The organism is Martinezella calliandrae, assembly GCF_030272695.1.
In the GTDB taxonomy this organism is placed as follows: Bacteria; Pseudomonadota; Alphaproteobacteria; order Rhizobiales; family Rhizobiaceae; genus Rhizobium; species Rhizobium calliandrae.
In genome coordinates this window covers 18355-33948 of record NZ_JARFYN010000005.1, presented here as the reverse complement: position 1 = coordinate 33948, position 15594 = coordinate 18355, and the positions used below count along the sequence as shown (strand labels likewise).

The window sequence follows — 15594 nt, the reverse complement described above, 5'->3', positions numbered from 1 at the left end:
TCTCATCGGAAATCTTTGCGCCGGTCGACTTCATAGCGGCGCTTATAGCCGCGCGGTCAAAAAGAAGCAACCCCTTGCTTACCGCTTAAGCAACTGCACCCCATGCGACAACGCCATCATCAATCCGCCGGCAATCAGGCCCCAGAAGGCTCCGGAAATCCCAGCGAATGAGACGCCCGATGCCGTGACGAGGAAGGTTATCGCGGCTGCCTCACGCGACTCTGCCTTTTGAAAAGCGTTCAAGGCCGAGTTGGAGAGTGCGCCAACCAGCGCCAGACCGGCGACGGCTTCGATCAGGATTGGCGGCGCCAGCGCGACGAAGGCGGTGACAGCCCCGGCGAGCAGCCCCAGGATGATGTAGACTATTCCAGCAATGATTGCCGCCCAATAGCGGCGCTGTGGATCGGGATGCGCATCCTGCCCCGCGCACATGGCGGCGGTGATCGCGGCAAGATTGACCGCGTGGCCGCCAAACGGCGCGCTCATCAATGAAAACAGCCCGGTGACGGCAAAGAGCGGGCCTGGTCTCGGATCATAGTCATGCACCTTCAGGACGGCGATGCCCGGAATATTCTGGGACGCCATGGTAACGATGAAGAGCGGCAGCGCGATAGAGACGAGGCCAGCGACTGTGAAAACGGGCGTTACCAGTTCGACGCTCGGCAGCAGCGAATGCTCCAGCGACGAAAGCGCCCCATCGGGCACCTTCACACCGAGCGCCAGCACCAGCACAAAAGCGGCAAGTGCGCCCGGCACGGCCCAGAGCCGTTTAAACGCTCCGACGACGATCCAGGCAATGATGATCGGCAGGCCAAGCAACGGATCGAAGCCGATCGCTTTGACCGGCGCGAAACAAAGCCCAAGCAAAACGCCGGCGAGCATCGCGTTAGCAAGCGGCGCCGGGATCGCCGCAACCGCGCGTCCGAGCGGCCGGAACAGGCCGGCAACAACGATCAGCGCAGCACAGACGAGGAACGCGCCGACCGCCACCGGAAACCCTCCCTCGATGGCGCCAGCGCTGGCGAGCAACGCCGCCCCCGGGGTCGACCAGGCAATACTGACCGGCAGCTTCGTTGCGGTACTCAGCACGATGGCGCAGAGCCCCATCGAAACCGACAGGGCCGTCAACGCGGATGCTGCCTGCGCGTCGGTCGCGCCAACCGCCTGCAGCCCGTGCAGCACGACGGCGAAGGAACTGGCAAAACCGACAAAGGCGGTGAGTGAGCCCATGAACAGGCTTTGAACGGAAAAATCTTTGAGCATGACGGCTGCTGGAAACTGGTCGGAGCGGTGGAACGCGCATGGAGCATCACAGGGCCCCGTCGTGCAAGTGCAGTTTCGCGAAAGAACGGAGCGGCACCCTGATTGATTGTGGAAAGGATTGGACGGGGTTGCGCGCAAGCCGACAAACATGTGTCATGTGCGCAAAATAGGTTTCTGGATTTCAGCCCGTTGGCCTCGGCTCCCGGCTATGGCGAATAATATTCGGCCGGCTAAGACGGATAGATACATAAGGAAGGAACGTTCATGTATTACGCCATCCTGGCCTATCACGAAGAGGCAGCGGTCGAATCCTGGACCAAGGAAGAGGATGCGGCCCTGATGACGGAACTTCTCGAGATCAACGATCGCCTCGTCCACGAGAAGTCTTTGGGACCGGCGGCACGACTTGGATCCACCCAACGCGCCGTAACGCTGCGGGGAAAGGGCGCCGGCATGATCACGGACGGCCCCTTTGCTGAAACCAAGGAGCAGTTGCTGGGCTTCTATGTCGTCGATTTTCCAACGCTCGAAGCAGCGGTCGAAGCGGCGCGCGACCTGCGTCGCGTCAATCCGACGGCGGTCTACGAAATCAGGCCGATTTCACTCTATGTCCCCGGTACGCCTCTAACAGCGCGCGACGAGGATTAAGAAGTCGCCCCGCGGCGAAAGGCCACCACGCCCGCCTTCGTTACCCGACAACACAAATGTGCCCTCGCCTGCCTTTTCGGCAAACGAGGGCGCGTCGACTAGGTAAGAGCCGATAGATCAGATATCGGCCTGCGACGTCACGATCCGCGAGACCAGGCCGTAAGCCTTGGCTTCCTCGGCCGACAGCCAGTAGTCGCGGTCGGTATCCTTGGCGATGCGCTCGACCGGCTGGCCGGTGGCTTCCGAGAAAATCTTATTCAGGCGCTCGTTCATCTTGATGATCTCGCGCGCCTGGATTTCGATGTCGGAGGCCATGCCGCGCGTGCCGCCCGACGGTTGGTGCAGCAGGAAGCGGGTGTTCGGCAGGCAGATTCGGCGCTCCTTCGGAGCAGCGACAAAGATCAGCGCGCCCGCGGACGCGACCCAGCCGGAGCCGATCATCCAGACCTTCGGCTTGATGAACTTGATCATGTCGTGAATGGAATCGCCGGATTCGACGTGGCCACCGGGCGAATTCACATAGATGCGGATGTCCTCATCGCTGGCAGCCGCGAGTGCCACGAGCTGTGAGCATACCTTCTGCGCCAATTCCTGCGTAATGCCGCCATAGATGAAGATCGAGCGCGATTTGAAAAGATTCGCCTCCGCGTCCTTGCCCAACGGCAGCTCTTTCGTCTTCTCTTCCTGTTCGTCTTCGTCGTTCATTCGCAAGTCTCCAGCAGATGTGTCCTACCGCACATAGTGCGACTCAATGCGTAAAACAATGCCGGAAAAAGGCAAGGCGCCAATAGCTCGGGAAAGCATGGTGTTATGGTTGCGGATTACCGAAATGTTAGGTGAAGAGGCTTTGAAAAGCCGGAATTTCGTCTTACCTCAAGTGGGCGCGGTGCGAATCGCGCCCGGAATTTGCAGCAACAGATAGCCAAGGAGGCCATCATGTCGCCTGAAGAACGTCAAATGCTTGCGTCCCTCTTCGATCGCGTTCGCGCCACGGGCAGCACCCAGCGCGATGCCGATGCAGAAGCCTTCATCAATCAGTCGGTTCGCGAGCAACCCTACGCGCCCTATTTCCTCGCCCAAGCCGTGCTCATACAGGAGCAAGGCATGAAGGCTGCGGCCGATCGCATCCAGCAGCTCGAAGCGCGCGTACGCGAATTGGAACAGCAAGGCGCCGGCAATCAGCCGCAAGCCCAGAGCAGCGGCTTCCTCGGTGGTCTCGGCTCGCTCTTCGGCAGCCAACAGCAGCCGCAGCGTGGCCCGGCGCCGCAAGCTCCGCAGCAGCAGGGCCGTCTCTATGACGATTACGCCCGCAACGCTCCGCAGCCAGGCCCATGGGGCGGCCAGCAACAGCCGACTGGACCCTGGAGCCAGCAGGCCGCTGCTCCCTCGGCGGGCGGCAGCTTCCTGCGCGGCGCTCTCGGCACGGCGGCTGGCGTCGCCGGTGGCGTCATGCTGGCAGAATCGCTCTCCAGCCTCTTCAGCCCCCATCTCGGCGGCACCGGCGGCGGCGGCCTTGGTGGGCTCTTCGGCGGCACGGCCAACGCAGCCGAACAGCCTGTTCAGGAAACGATCGTCAACAACAACTATTTCGGCAACGACGACAACAACGATCAGAACGACAACGACCGGGGCAATGTCGACTACGCCTCGGACGATCAGGACGACGACGACTACGATGGCTCGTCCGACAATGGCGGCGACGACAGCTCGTTTGCCTGAAGCCGATCGTTTTTGATTGCGAAAAGCCGCCTTCCATTGGAGAGGCGGCTTATTCAATTTCAGCCACGCCCGCGATAGGGCTGCACGCCCTGATCCGGCAGCCACAGGCCCTCGGGCGGCTTGCCCGTCTGCCAAAAGACATCGATCGGGATGCCGCCTCGCGGATACCAGTATGCACCGATGCGCAGCCATTTCGGCTCCAGCAATTCCACCAGCCGCTTGGCGATGTAGATCGAGCAATCCTCATGGAAGGCGCCGTGGTTGCGAAAGGAATGCAGGAAGAGTTTGAGCGACTTCGATTCCACCAGCCATTCGTTCGGCACATAATCGATCACGATATGGGCAAAGTCCGGCTGCCCCGTCATCGGGCAGAGGGACGTGAATTCCGGCGCCGTGAAGCGCACGACATAATCCGTGCCGGCATGACCGGACGGCACCTTTTCCAGGATGGCGGCTTCGGGGTTCGCAGCCGTTTCTGTCTGACTGCCGAGCATCGACAGACCAGAGACATCGGTTTTGGGCATCTTAATTCTCCTTGATCACCTTGACGCGGATGCCATGGGCCTTCTCGCCCTCGGGCTCCACGTGAATGGTTATTTCCGCGCCCGCATGGATCGCCCTTATGGCGTCTTCAAGGCGATCGCAGATGCGATGTGCCTGGCGAACCGGCATTGCGGCGGGCACGACCAGATGGAAATCGACAAAGGTGACGGCGCCCGCCCGGCGCGTCTTCAGATCGTGCACGCCGAGCGAACCCTCCGCATGCGTCGCGATCGCCTGCTTGATCACCATTTCCTCTTCCGGCAGGACGGCCTTGTCCATCAGCCCGTCGATGGAATTGGAGGTCACTTTCCAACCTTGATAAAGGATGTTGATGGCGACGAGAATGGCAAGGACCGGATCGAAAATCGGAAAGCCGGTGCCGATCGCCAGCAACAGGCCGATGAGCACGCCGACCGAGGTATAGACGTCGGACATGATGTGCTGCCCGTCCGCCGTCAGCGCCGGCGAGCGGTGTTCGCGTCCAGCCCGGATCAGCGTCAGCGCCCATAGGACATTGAGGACGCCAGCAGCAAAGTTGATGGCGAGACCGAGAACAGGCGCCTGCATCGGCTGCGGATTGCTCAGGTGCCCGACCGCTCCCTGCACGATCATCAGCGCCGCAACGATGATCATCGCCCCTTCGGTGACCGCCGAGAGATATTCAGCCTTATGGTGGCCGAAGGGATGATCGTGGTCCGCCGGCTTCTGCGCATAGCGGATGGCGAAGAAGGCAATGAAAGCAGCCACGACATTGACGAGGGATTCGAGACCATCAGACAGCAGCGCGACGGAGCCCGTCACCCACCAGGCGAGCATCTTCAGCCCCATGACGCCGAGCGATATCGGAATGCCCCAGAGGGCCAGTCGCTTTATAGTCGGATTGCCCTGTCCGTTCATGCGCTTCTCCAACGCTGGCGCGGCCATGCTTATGCGAGTGAATTGCAAAATCCGCGCCGATCAAATGCAAAACCGCCCGCGCGAAAATCGCGCAGGCGGCTCATTGGGGCTCATATGATGCACAACGCGTCGTTTGTCAAAGGACGACCTGGACCTCGCGCATCACAATTTATCCGAAATATAGCAGTTAAACAAAGCGCCGGTCGAACCTTATGCAAGATCGGGAGACATTCCACGAAAGCTGCGGACAGATCTCATGCTTGCCTGTGAAAATCATAACGGCACCTTCCCGCGCAAGCCCGCATTGAGCTATACATCGACCCGCAACGGCCCAGTGAACGGCATGCCGCCAATGAAACGCCGCCCTCCCTCTAAATCCATGGTGGAACATGCCCTCACCTGATGATGCCGCCCATCCGCACAACGCCGCTTCGGCCGTCGACGGTTCGCCCAAGGAGCCGAACCATCTGATAGCGGCATGCGCGTTTTCGGAAACCGAGCGCGCAGCGGTCTACCGCGCCATTGAAACCCGCCGTGACGTGCGCGATCAGTTCCGCTCCGATCCCCTGCCCGAGGATCTTATCAGGCGGTTGCTCGAGGCTGCCCATCACGCGCCGTCCGTGGGCTTCATGCAGCCATGGAACTTTATACTGGTCAGGCAGGCCGCCACGCGGGACCGGGTGTGGCAGGCGTTCAACCAGGCGAACGAGGAAGCCGCCCTGATGTTCGACGCAGGAAAACGCGCGAAATATCAGCGTCTAAAGCTCGAAGGCATCCGCAAGGCCCCGCTCAGCATTTGTATTACCTGCGATACGCAGCGCGCAGGACCCGTCGTGCTTGGGCGGACGCACAATCCCGCGACGGACGTCTATTCAACGGTTTGCGCCGTTCAAAATCTCTGGCTTGCTGCAAGGGCTGAGGGCGTCGGCGTCGGCTGGGTAAGCATTTTTCACGAGGATGCCATCAAGACCATCCTGAACATACCCGAGCACGTCAAAATCGTCGCATGGCTGTGCGTCGGTTATGTCGATGAGCTCTATGACATGCCCGAGCTCGCAGTGAAGGGATGGCGGGACCGCCTGCCGCTCGACGAACTGATCTTCGAGGAAGGTTGGCAGGCGGACGACAAGGAAAGCTAGAGACCGCCAATCTGGCGAAGTCCCAGCGTCCCAGGGATATCCTTCGGCGAAGCGCGCTGTTATGCCGCCTTCGTTTTAGCCCGCCGCGCCAGATGTGCCACGACATTCTCGATCATCCGCATGCCGGCGTCGCCGCCGAGGGTCATGATCGATTCCGGGTGGAACTGCACGGCTGCGATCGGCTCCTTGACATGCTCGATCCCCATGATCGTGCCGTCCTCGCTTTCGGCCGTGATCATGAAATCGCGCGGCAGGGTCGAAGGATCGGCGAAGATCGAATGATAGCGGCCGACCGTGACTTCGCGACCAAGGCCGGAGAACACCAAGCCAGGCTCCAGCACGCGGATGCGCGAGGGCTTGCCGTGCATCGGCAGCGCCAGGTGACGGAGCTCGCCGCCATAGGCTTCGGCCAGCGCCTGCAGACCGAGGCAGACGCCGAAGATCGGGAGGTTGCGCGCCCTCGCCTTCTTGATCGTCGCCTTGCAGTCGAAATCCTTGGGGTTGCCAGGGCCGGGCGAAAGCACCACCAGATCCGGGTCCAGCCGGTCGAAGACTTCTTCCGGCACGGGCGTGCGCACGGTCGAGACAGTCGCCCCCGTCTGGCGGAAGTAGTTCGCCAGCGTATGCACGAAGCTGTCTTCGTGGTCGACCAGCAGGATTTTTACGCCCTTGCCGACGGAGGCAACGTCGCGTTGCTGCTTGCCTGAATTCGCAGCCTTGGCATCACGGATAGCGGACAACATGGCGGAGGCCTTGAGTTCGGTTTCGGCTTCTTCATCCTCTGGGACAGAGTCGTTCAGCAATGTAGCACCGGCGCGCACCTCGGCAATGCCGTCCTTGATGCGCACCGTGCGCAGCGTCAGGCCGGTGTTCATGTCGCCATTGAAGCCGACCATACCGATCGCGCCGCCATACCAGGCGCGCGGGCTCTTTTCGTTGCTCTCGATAAAACGCATCGCCCAGAGCTTCGGGGCGCCGGTGACGGTGACGGCCCATGCGTGGCTGAGGAAGCCGTCATAGGCGTCCATGTCATCGCGCAGGCGGCCCTCGATATGGTCGACCGTGTGGATGAGGCGCGAATACATTTCGATCTGTCGGCGGCCGATGACCTTGACTGAGCCCGGCTCGCAGACGCGGCTCTTGTCGTTGCGGTCTACGTCGGAGCACATGGTGAGCTCGGACTCATCCTTCTTGGAATTCAACAGCTTCAGAATCTGCTCGCTATCGGCGATCGGGTCGTCACCGCGCTTGATCGTGCCGGAGATCGGGCAGGTTTCAATGCGGCGGCCGGAAACCCGGACGAACATCTCCGGCGAAGCGCCGACTAGATATTCCTGATTGCCGAGATTGATGAAGAAGGAATAGGGCGACGGATTGATCGCCTTTAGCCGCTTGGAAATATCGGACGGCTTGCTTTCGCAGCGCTCCATGAATTTTTGCCCCGGCACGACTTCGAAGAGGTCGCCCTTGCGGAAACTCTCCTTCGCCTTGACCACCAGTTCGGCATATTCGCCGGGGCGATGATCACTTTTCGGCGGAATGGCATCGGTGTGGCGGAAGGGTTCGGCAGCGATCTCACCGGACTTGCCTTCGGTGGAAACGCCACCCTTGGCGAAATCGTAGCGATCGATCCAGGCCTTGGCGGAGTAGTTGTCGACCACCAGGATTTCGTCCGGCAGATAAAGCACCATGTCGCGCTGATCGTCGGGGCGCTCGAGCTTGAGGTTGATGGCGTCGAACTGAAAGGCGAGATCGTAGCCGAAGGCGCCATAAAAGCCGATGCTGGCATCGGCCTGCGAATAGAAGAGATCCGTCACGGCGCGCAAAACGGTGAAGACGGTTGGCGTCTTCGATCGCTCTTCTTCGGTAAAGACCCGATCCGGCGACTTAACCGTCAGGTCGAGCCGGCGGGCGGTCGATGCGCCAAGGGTCAAATCGGCCACCGTTTTCAGTTTCTCGGTGATGAAACCGAGAATGACCTCTCCGCGCTCGCTATAGGCTTCGATCCAGACATCGCGTCCGAAGCAGGAAAGACCGAGTGGCGGATCGACGATGGCGGTATCCCAGCGGGTATAGCGGCCGGGATATTCGTAGTTCGACGAAAACACCGCGCCGCGGCGCTCATCGAGCTTGTCGATATAGGACGAAACCGCATCCGCATAAGGCGTCGGCCTGCGTTGTCGGGTGACGGTAATTCCGCCCCTTGTCTCGTAGATTTCCGCTCCATCATCCCGAAGGATCGTTACCATTGTTCCTCACTCCGTTGTCAGGCCCGGATGACAGGCGGCCTTTATAACAAAAAAGCCGCCTCGAAATTTCGGGCGGCTCACTCGTCGTCTTTGAACACGATTGGTCGAGGCCGCCTTAGCGTGCCCACCACCAAACTGCAATGTTGTTCAAGGACATGTTCATGGAGCGAATTGTTAGCGTGAGATGCGGTGATGCGCAAGCCGCAATCTCGGGGGAATGGGCAGAAACGATATTCGCCTCGCCCTCGCCATTTAGCTCTGCCGGCGGGCCGCTTCAAAAAACTCCTCCGGCCCGTCGACCTCGACCAGTCGTCCCTTCTCGATCAGCAAGAAGCGATTGCCGACGGCACGGACGAAGCTGCGGTCGTGGGAGACAAGCAAGCAACTTGCCTCCTGCGCCATCAGCTCGCCTTCCAGCGCCTCCTGCCCATCGATATATTGCTTGTTCCTACGTTCGGCTTGTTTTCTCATCCTCTCGGCTCTCTCATGCGCATGGTCGCGTTGGATAGACCGGAGTTTCATCCATAGAGTGACCATGGCGACGGCAACAAACAGCAGCACCGCGACCACAGATAGGACGATAAGGGCGAGAACGATGCCCGCCGCAATCACGATGATCTGGTCTATGTTGCTGCCGATCACGTCGATGATGTGTTGTATGATGTGCCCTCCCCTTTGGTCATTTGCGCGCTTCATAGCCAGCATAGAGAATGAAAATCCAGATTGCGGTGGCGATCAGAAATACGGCGAGCGCTGTAAACGGGCTGCCCGTGGTCACGAGCGAGCCGAAGGCCAGCGCCATCGCCGCGTAATAGACAAGCGCCACGACTATTCCTAGCCATCCCATGCAGGCTAGGCTAATTGCCAGCGGCGCGAGCCCGACGACAATGGCGATGATGGTCGTTTGATCCATGTCCCTGCCTTCAGAACCGGTTGCGCGTCATGGCGTTGTACGTGTTCCAGTAAGCCCCTTGGACTGCCGCCGCGCCCATGCGGTGCATCGAACGATTGGCGTCGGTTTGCAAGCGGCAGTTCATGTACATTTCTGTGCTCGGTTTCGCGCCGTAGGCTTGGCACCGAGTGTATGACCCGAGTTGTACTGACAGGCCCTCAGTGTTGCCGTTTCATGCAATATTCACGCGGCGAAGCAAAATGTGGGGGATGTATTAGAGCGATCCTCCACTACCATTCTTCCCCGTGCAAATCGGCACGCTCGCTGATCGGTGTGGCGAGCGAGACGCGGAAGGCTTCATTTCGACAACCAACGTGCGCATGGGCATCCCTGAGCGCAGCAGTACCTTCCCGGCAGGCGCTGGCTGCCTTACCGACAGCGCGGCAGGGACACCGGGCAGGCGGTGGCGGCTGGTAAGGACGCTCCCGCCTTCGTTCCGCTGACGCCTGGATTAGTTCGTCACCGTTCGTTGGCAAAATTGGGCACCGAAATTGGGCACCTATTCGCAAAAAGTTGAAAAACAATACTTTTATGCCGCTTGCAAACGCATCTGCAGGGCTTGTTTCGGGCCGAACTGGCGATTGCGCCAGACAAACGTGATCATCTTCGGCCCTCCTTTCTCAATAGGTTCAACAGCGTTGATAGCATTGAACGCTGAAGGAGACAATGTTTCGAGAGATGCTCGGGCTATCCCGCCATCGGCAGCATAGGACTACAAAGAAAAAAAGGCGATGCCGAAGCACCGCCTGGTTTGCTGCACAGGATGAGATCGATCAGAACTTCTTAGTCAGTGTCAGTTTGAACGTCCGGCCCGGCTCGGAATAGAATTCGTGCGGCTGGGTCAGGCTGGTCGAGGCGACGTTGAGTGCGTCGTAATAGGTCTTGTTGAAGATATTGTAGACCCCTGCCCGCAGCGACAAGCCCTTCACCTGTTCCGGCTCCCACCATGCCGTCAGATCGAAGATGCCGTAGCCCGGCGTGCGGAAGCTGTCACCATCCTTCTTCGGCTCGCTCGTCGCGGTGATGAAGGTCAGATCCGTACCCCAGATCTCGGTGGCATAGCCGACAGTGAAGGCAGCCTTTGCCGGAGCGACGGTATCGAGCCATTCGCCGGTGTCGAGCTCCTTGCCGTTGGCATAGGCGAGCGCGCCCTTGATGTGGATGCCGTTGTCGAACGTCTTGTGCGCATTGACCTCGATGCCGAATATACGGACGTTATCGCGATTGAAGTATTCTGTGATCCCGAGCGGATAAGTATGTGTCGGATCAACAGAATTCTCGGCGTCGATGAAGTTCTTATACTTGTTGTAGAACCCGCCGATATGGCCGCCGAAATCATCGTCGCCGAGGTTCGCGCCGATTTCGATGCCATTGCTGGTTTCCGGTTTCAGGTCGGGATTGCCGTAGGAGACATAGCCGCCAGGTACGCCGTAGTTCAGATACAGTTCACTGACATCAGGCGCGCGGAAGCCCATCGCCCATTGCGCATAAAGCTCGACATTATCCTGCGGCTGGTACGCCGCGCGCAGCTTCGGCGAAAAGCGCGTGTCGGACTGGCCGGATGGCAGGCCGCTATAGTTTGCGCTGTCGCGATAGGCATCGGTATTTTTAGGCGAATAGTCGTACCAGTCAAAGCGCAAGCCCGGCGTCAGCGAAACGCCGCTGGAGCCGATCTCGATCTTGTCGTCAATGAAGGCGCCGACGCGCTTGCCATCGACATCAGGCATATCCGACTGGTTGGTGTGCAGGAACGCGCAGGAAGCGGCCCAGCGGGGAAGATCGCAGCTATCGCCGCCGGCGGAATATTGATGCGTCTTGGTAAAGGCGGCGTCGAGGCCGATGGTGACGTTGTGATGTAGGTTGTCGGTATCGAAGGACTTCGACGCATTGCCATTGAAGCCGATGCTGCGATCCTCGACCTCGTTGCGGCGCCAATAATCGCCGATGACGGAGGTATGGCGATAACCCTCAGCGCCGTTTTCGCGCAGGAGGTTCTGCCAATAGAAGACCGCATTAGCGGCATCGATCAGCGAACCGGTGCTGTCGGCCTCGTATTTATAGTCGAGCGACACGCGGTTGCGTTCGATGCCATCAGTCTTATCGTAGTCGCCGGGGCGGAAATTGCCGGCCGGGCTCTGCTTGCTGCGCCAATCGGTGTCCGTGTCCTTGCTGAAATGCTCCGCCGTGATCCCGAAGGTGCCGACATCGGTGTATTGGCGGATCTTGAAGAGGCCATTGCGCTGGTTGTAGTCGGCCGGATCAGCTTCGGTGCGCTTGGTGGAATAGCCGCCGACAGCGCCGTTGTTTTCTAGCTCATGGCCATGCGTGTATCCCGCTTGGAAAAGCACAGCGGTATTGTCGATGCGCTTCGCAACGGCGGCCGAGCCACCGATGCTGCGGTCGTCGCCGTTGTAGCCGAGCTTGAAGACCCCGCCCCAGGTCGCATTGGCGCCGATGAGGTCTTCCGGCTCGAGCGTACGCAGCACGAAAGCTCCACCGAGAGCACCGGAGCCAGCGCGGCTGGAATCGGAGCCGCGCACGATATCGACTGTCGAAACTGTATTGAAGTCAAAGCTGTTGACGCCGCCGTCCGCGTCGCGAGCCCCGTCGAGCAGGAACGGGATCTGGATGCCGTCGATGGTCGTCAGCACGCGATCGTCTTCGAGGCCACGAATATTGACGCTGCCGCTGGTCCGCTCGAAGCCAACGCCGACTTCGGTGCTGCGGCCAAGGTCTTCGATGCGAGTGATCTGATTGTCGTCGATCTCCTTGGCCGTTGTCTCGGTCGTCGTCGGCGATCCGGTAAGCACATCCTTCGATGCCTTTCCCTTGACGACAATGGGTTTCAGCTCCGTAACGCGGTCGCCCTTCGGCGCCGCTTTATCCGCGGTCGCATCATTCTGATTTAACGTCTGCGCGTGAGACACCGTGCCGAGCCCAAGAGCCAGAAACGCGGTGCACGCCAAGAGAACCGAGCGGGATCGCCGGACAACCATAACCATTCCTTTCGAATTGCTTCACCGGGCTGGCTGGTTGGTGCCTTCTGTCGCACGCAAGGGGCTGGCTGGGTTCATTTCGTTGAACGAAGCGGAGCAATTTCCGCCTTCTTTCTGCCGCATAAAAAACATGACTATTATTGTCAATATATGCAGTCCATACAAACATGAATAAAATTGTCATGTTTAAAAGCAGACCGGTAAAGTTGCTGAATTGCAACGAAATCGCTGCGTCGAGCGTTGTCCCAGCGTTGCCATTAGAAATGGGTGAAATGCTTGATGCTTTTCCGGATCATCTCCGTCACGACCGCCGTCGCCATGTTGACGGCAGCCTCCCTCCCTGAAACCGGCCCGATGCCTGAACCCAAGCCAGATAGCGAGCAAACCCAGCCACTGGGCGAACTGCCGATACCCACACCGAAACCAACGGTTCCAGAGACCCAACCAACAAATCCGCAGACCCAGCCAGCCGTCGAGGAAATGCAAGGACCGCCCAGACCGCCGCTGACCATCGCAACGGAATCGGACGAGGAGCATCAGGCCTGCGTTGGAAAGTTGAGCGCCATCGGTGCAGTGTTTAAGGATATTCCCCACATCGATGACGGTAACGGCTGCGGCATCGACAAACCGATTGCCCTCTCCGATCCTTTGCCGGGCATCAAATTGAAACCGGAAGGCACGATGCGATGTGAGACTGCCCTGGCGCTTGCCCGTTGGATAAAGGAGAGCGTGATCCCCGCCGCTGCTGCAGCGCTGAAAGACAACGGTCAGATCACCGTGGTCAACCAGGCCTCGACCTATGTCTGCCGCCTGCGCAACAACGCCACCACCGGCAAAATCTCGGAACATGCCCGCGGCAATGCCATCGACATCGCCAGCTTCACCTTTGAGAACGGCAAGACCGTGGGCATCGAACCCCGCCACGAAGATCCGACGCTAACGGGCGCATTCCAGCGCGCGGCAAGCGCCTCCGCCTGCCTCTATTTCACAACTGTCCTTGACCCGGACAGCGACGCTGCGCACGAGACGCATTTCCATTTGGACGTTTTAAAGCGGCAGGGCGAGCTCAGATATTGCCACTGAAACTCAGCCTTTAGCGCCCTCGTTTGGACCACTAACCCACAATTGCGTGAGCGTTAATTCTCTGCCCCTCCCTGGTAACCATGACGGCCGAAAAGCAGGGCAGTCGGCGCATAGCAAGCACGGGAGCTGGTGCTAGTCGCCTTTCATATCATCGTCTACGCGCGACGGACCAAACGCGAGAAATCCAGGCCGTTATGCGCACATCTCGACGCTGGCCGACAAGGTTTTGATCCGTGGCGCCAAGATGATTGCACTAGAATCAGAACTTAAAACAATCCCTCGATATACCCTTGATCATTGAGGAAAATCCGTTCTGCCGCTGGTGATTTTGGCAGGCCCGGCATGGTCATGATCTCGCCGGTGATGGCGACGACGAAGCCGGCGCCAGCGGATAGACGCACTTCGCGAACCGGCACGATGTGCCCTTCCGGTGCGCCGCGGACGTTCGGGTCCGTCGAGAAGGAATATTGTGTCTTCGCCATGCAAACCGGCAAATGGCCGTAGCCTTGATCCTCCCAAGAGCGCAATTGGTCACGCACGGCCTTGTCGGCGGTCACCTCGCCCGCGTGATAGATCTTCGAAGCGACGATCTCGATCTTTTCGAGTAGGGAGAGATTGTCGGGATAAAGCGGCTGGAACTTCGCCTGACCGGATTCGGCAAGCTCGACCACCTTATAGGCAAGTTCTTCGATCCCTGCGGAGCCCTCCGCCCAGTGGCGGCAAAGGATCGCTTCGGCACCGAGGCGGGCCACATAATTCTTCAGCGCCTCGATCTCCGCATCCGTATCCGAGATGAAGTGATTGATCGCAACGACGACGGGTACGCCGAACTTGCGGACATTGGCGACGTGCCGGCCAAGATTGGCGCAGCCCTTCACCAGGGCTGCGACATTCTCCTGGCCGAGATCATCCTTCTTGACGCCGCCGTTCATCTTTAGCGCCCTTACCGTTGCAACGATCACCGCCGCATCCGGCGAGAGACCGGCCTTGCGGCACTTAATGTCAAAGAATTTTTCCGCGCCAAGATCGGCGCCGAAGCCAGCTTCGGTGACGACATAGTCGCCAAGCTTCAGCGCCGTGCGCGTGGCGATCACCGAATTACAGCCGTGGGCGATGTTGGCGAAAGGTCCGCCATGCACCAAGGCCGGATTGTTCTCCAGGGTCTGTACCAGGTTCGGCTGCATCGCGTCCTTGAGCAGCACCGCCATTGCGCCGTCCGCCTTCAGGTCACGGGCATAGACCGGGGTCCGGTCGCGGCGATAGCCGATGATAATGTTGCCAAGCCGCTTTTCCAGGTCCTGCAGATCGGAGGCCAGGCAGAGGATCGCCATGACTTCGGAGGCGACGGTGATGTCGAAGCCGCCCTCACGCGGAAAACCGTTGGCCACCCCGCCGAGGGAGGCGACGATATCGCGCAGTGCGCGATCGTTCATGTCCATGGCGCGCCGCCAGGTGATGCGACGGACATCGATATTCTGCTCGTTGCCCCAATAGATGTGATTGTCGATCAGCGCAGCCAAAAGATTGTGCGCCGAGGTGACGGCATGGAAATCGCCGGTGAAATGCAGGTTGATGTCTTCCATCGGAATGACCTGCGCATAGCCGCCGCCCGCCGCCCCACCCTTGACGCCAAAGCAGGGGCCGAGGGAAGCTTCGCGCACGCAGACAATCGCCTTCTTGCCGATCCGGTTCAGCCCATCGCCAAGGCCGACGGTCGTGGTCGTCTTCCCCTCGCCGGCCGGCGTCGGGTTGATGGCCGTGACGAGGATCAGCTTGCCATCCTTCCTATCTTTCTGCGCGGCAATGAAATGGGCGCCGATTTTCGCCTTGTCATGCCCATAAGGCGCCAGATCTTCGGACGGAATACCGAGCTTGGCGCCGATCTCGACGATGGGCAATTTCTTCGCGGCGCGCGCGATTTCTATATCGGATTTCACCGCTGACATCTGAACCGATCCCGCCCTGAACATTAAGGCATTCATCCTGCCGGGATAACCCAATAAATATCGACTGTGAATAGCTGCAGATTGCAGTCCTGCTTGAAACTCTCCGGTCTTGCCCCAAGGCGGACGCGCACTTATTTTCGCGGAGTGGCTGCAGGATGA

12 protein-coding genes and 1 pseudogene are annotated in these 15594 nt (G+C 59.6%); 4 read left to right on the top strand and 9 right to left on the bottom strand.

The genetic code is table 11. The features are described from left to right. Positions 1-78: 78 nt before the first annotated feature. Positions 79-1263: a benzoate/H(+) symporter BenE family transporter gene (locus PY650_RS05190; protein ID WP_285877979.1), complete on the bottom strand. Its 1185-nt coding sequence runs from the start codon at positions 1261-1263 to the stop codon at positions 79-81. Between the two features lie 264 nt (positions 1264-1527). Between PY650_RS05190 and PY650_RS05185 the strand changes: the two genes are divergently transcribed. Further along, positions 1528-1911 (top strand): YciI family protein, encoded by a 384-nt coding sequence (locus PY650_RS05185; RefSeq protein ID WP_285877978.1) that lies wholly within the window; start codon positions 1528-1530, stop codon positions 1909-1911. Positions 1912-2028: 117 nt separating this feature from the next. Here the strand turns inward: PY650_RS05185 and PY650_RS05180 are convergent, their stop codons facing one another. Continuing rightward, on the bottom strand, positions 2029-2616 hold the full coding sequence (locus PY650_RS05180) for an ATP-dependent Clp protease proteolytic subunit (protein WP_285877977.1): 588 nt from the start codon (positions 2614-2616) through the stop codon (positions 2029-2031). Between the two features lie 231 nt (positions 2617-2847). Between PY650_RS05180 and PY650_RS05175 the strand changes: the two genes are divergently transcribed. Next, the gene (locus PY650_RS05175) at positions 2848-3630 is read left to right on the top strand and encodes a DUF2076 domain-containing protein (protein WP_285877976.1); all 783 of its coding nucleotides are present in this window, start codon (positions 2848-2850) and stop codon (positions 3628-3630) included. A 59-nt stretch (positions 3631-3689) separates the two neighbouring features. On the opposite strand, the gene queF is transcribed toward PY650_RS05175, so the two are convergent. Beyond that, positions 3690-4154, bottom strand: coding sequence for a preQ(1) synthase (gene queF / locus PY650_RS05170; RefSeq protein ID WP_285877975.1), 465 nt, complete (start codon positions 4152-4154; stop codon positions 3690-3692). Position 4155: 1 nt separating this feature from the next. Next, entirely contained in the window at positions 4156-5070 is a 915-nt protein-coding gene (locus PY650_RS05165) for a cation diffusion facilitator family transporter (protein ID WP_285877974.1), read from the bottom strand. Between the two features lie 389 nt (positions 5071-5459). On the opposite strand from PY650_RS05165, the gene bluB reads away from it, so the two are divergent. Beyond that, positions 5460-6209 carry a 5,6-dimethylbenzimidazole synthase gene (bluB, locus tag PY650_RS05160; RefSeq protein ID WP_285877973.1) on the top strand — a complete coding sequence of 250 codons (750 nt, stop codon included), beginning with the start codon at positions 5460-5462 and terminating at the stop codon, positions 6207-6209. Positions 6210-6268: 59 nt separating this feature from the next. Here the strand turns inward: bluB and PY650_RS05155 are convergent, their stop codons facing one another. From PY650_RS05155 to PY650_RS05140, 4 genes and pseudogenes are all read right to left on the bottom strand, one after another. Next, the gene (locus PY650_RS05155) at positions 6269-8458 is read right to left on the bottom strand and encodes an anthranilate synthase (protein ID WP_285877972.1); all 2190 of its coding nucleotides are present in this window, start codon (positions 8456-8458) and stop codon (positions 6269-6271) included. A gap of 252 nt (positions 8459-8710) precedes the next feature. Further along, a pseudogene (locus PY650_RS05150) lies at positions 8711-8896 on the bottom strand (ABC transporter ATP-binding protein); the annotation flags it as partial. A gap of 241 nt (positions 8897-9137) precedes the next feature. Further along, positions 9138-9371 carry a hypothetical protein gene (locus tag PY650_RS05145; RefSeq protein WP_285877971.1) on the bottom strand — a complete coding sequence of 78 codons (234 nt, stop codon included), beginning with the start codon at positions 9369-9371 and terminating at the stop codon, positions 9138-9140. An 812-nt stretch (positions 9372-10183) separates the two neighbouring features. Continuing rightward, positions 10184-12406 carry a TonB-dependent hemoglobin/transferrin/lactoferrin family receptor gene (locus tag PY650_RS05140; RefSeq protein WP_285877970.1) on the bottom strand — a complete coding sequence of 741 codons (2223 nt, stop codon included), beginning with the start codon at positions 12404-12406 and terminating at the stop codon, positions 10184-10186. 279 nt (positions 12407-12685) lie between these two features. Between PY650_RS05140 and PY650_RS05135 the strand changes: the two genes are divergently transcribed. After that, entirely contained in the window at positions 12686-13489 is an 804-nt protein-coding gene (locus PY650_RS05135) for an extensin-like domain-containing protein (protein ID WP_285877969.1), read from the top strand. Between the two features lie 266 nt (positions 13490-13755). Here PY650_RS05135 and PY650_RS05130 read toward each other — a convergent pair whose 3' ends face one another. Beyond that, a complete protein-coding gene (locus PY650_RS05130; protein ID WP_285877968.1) occupies positions 13756-15435 on the bottom strand; it encodes a formate--tetrahydrofolate ligase in 1680 nt (559 codons plus the stop codon). Between the last annotated feature and the right edge of the window lie 159 nt (positions 15436-15594).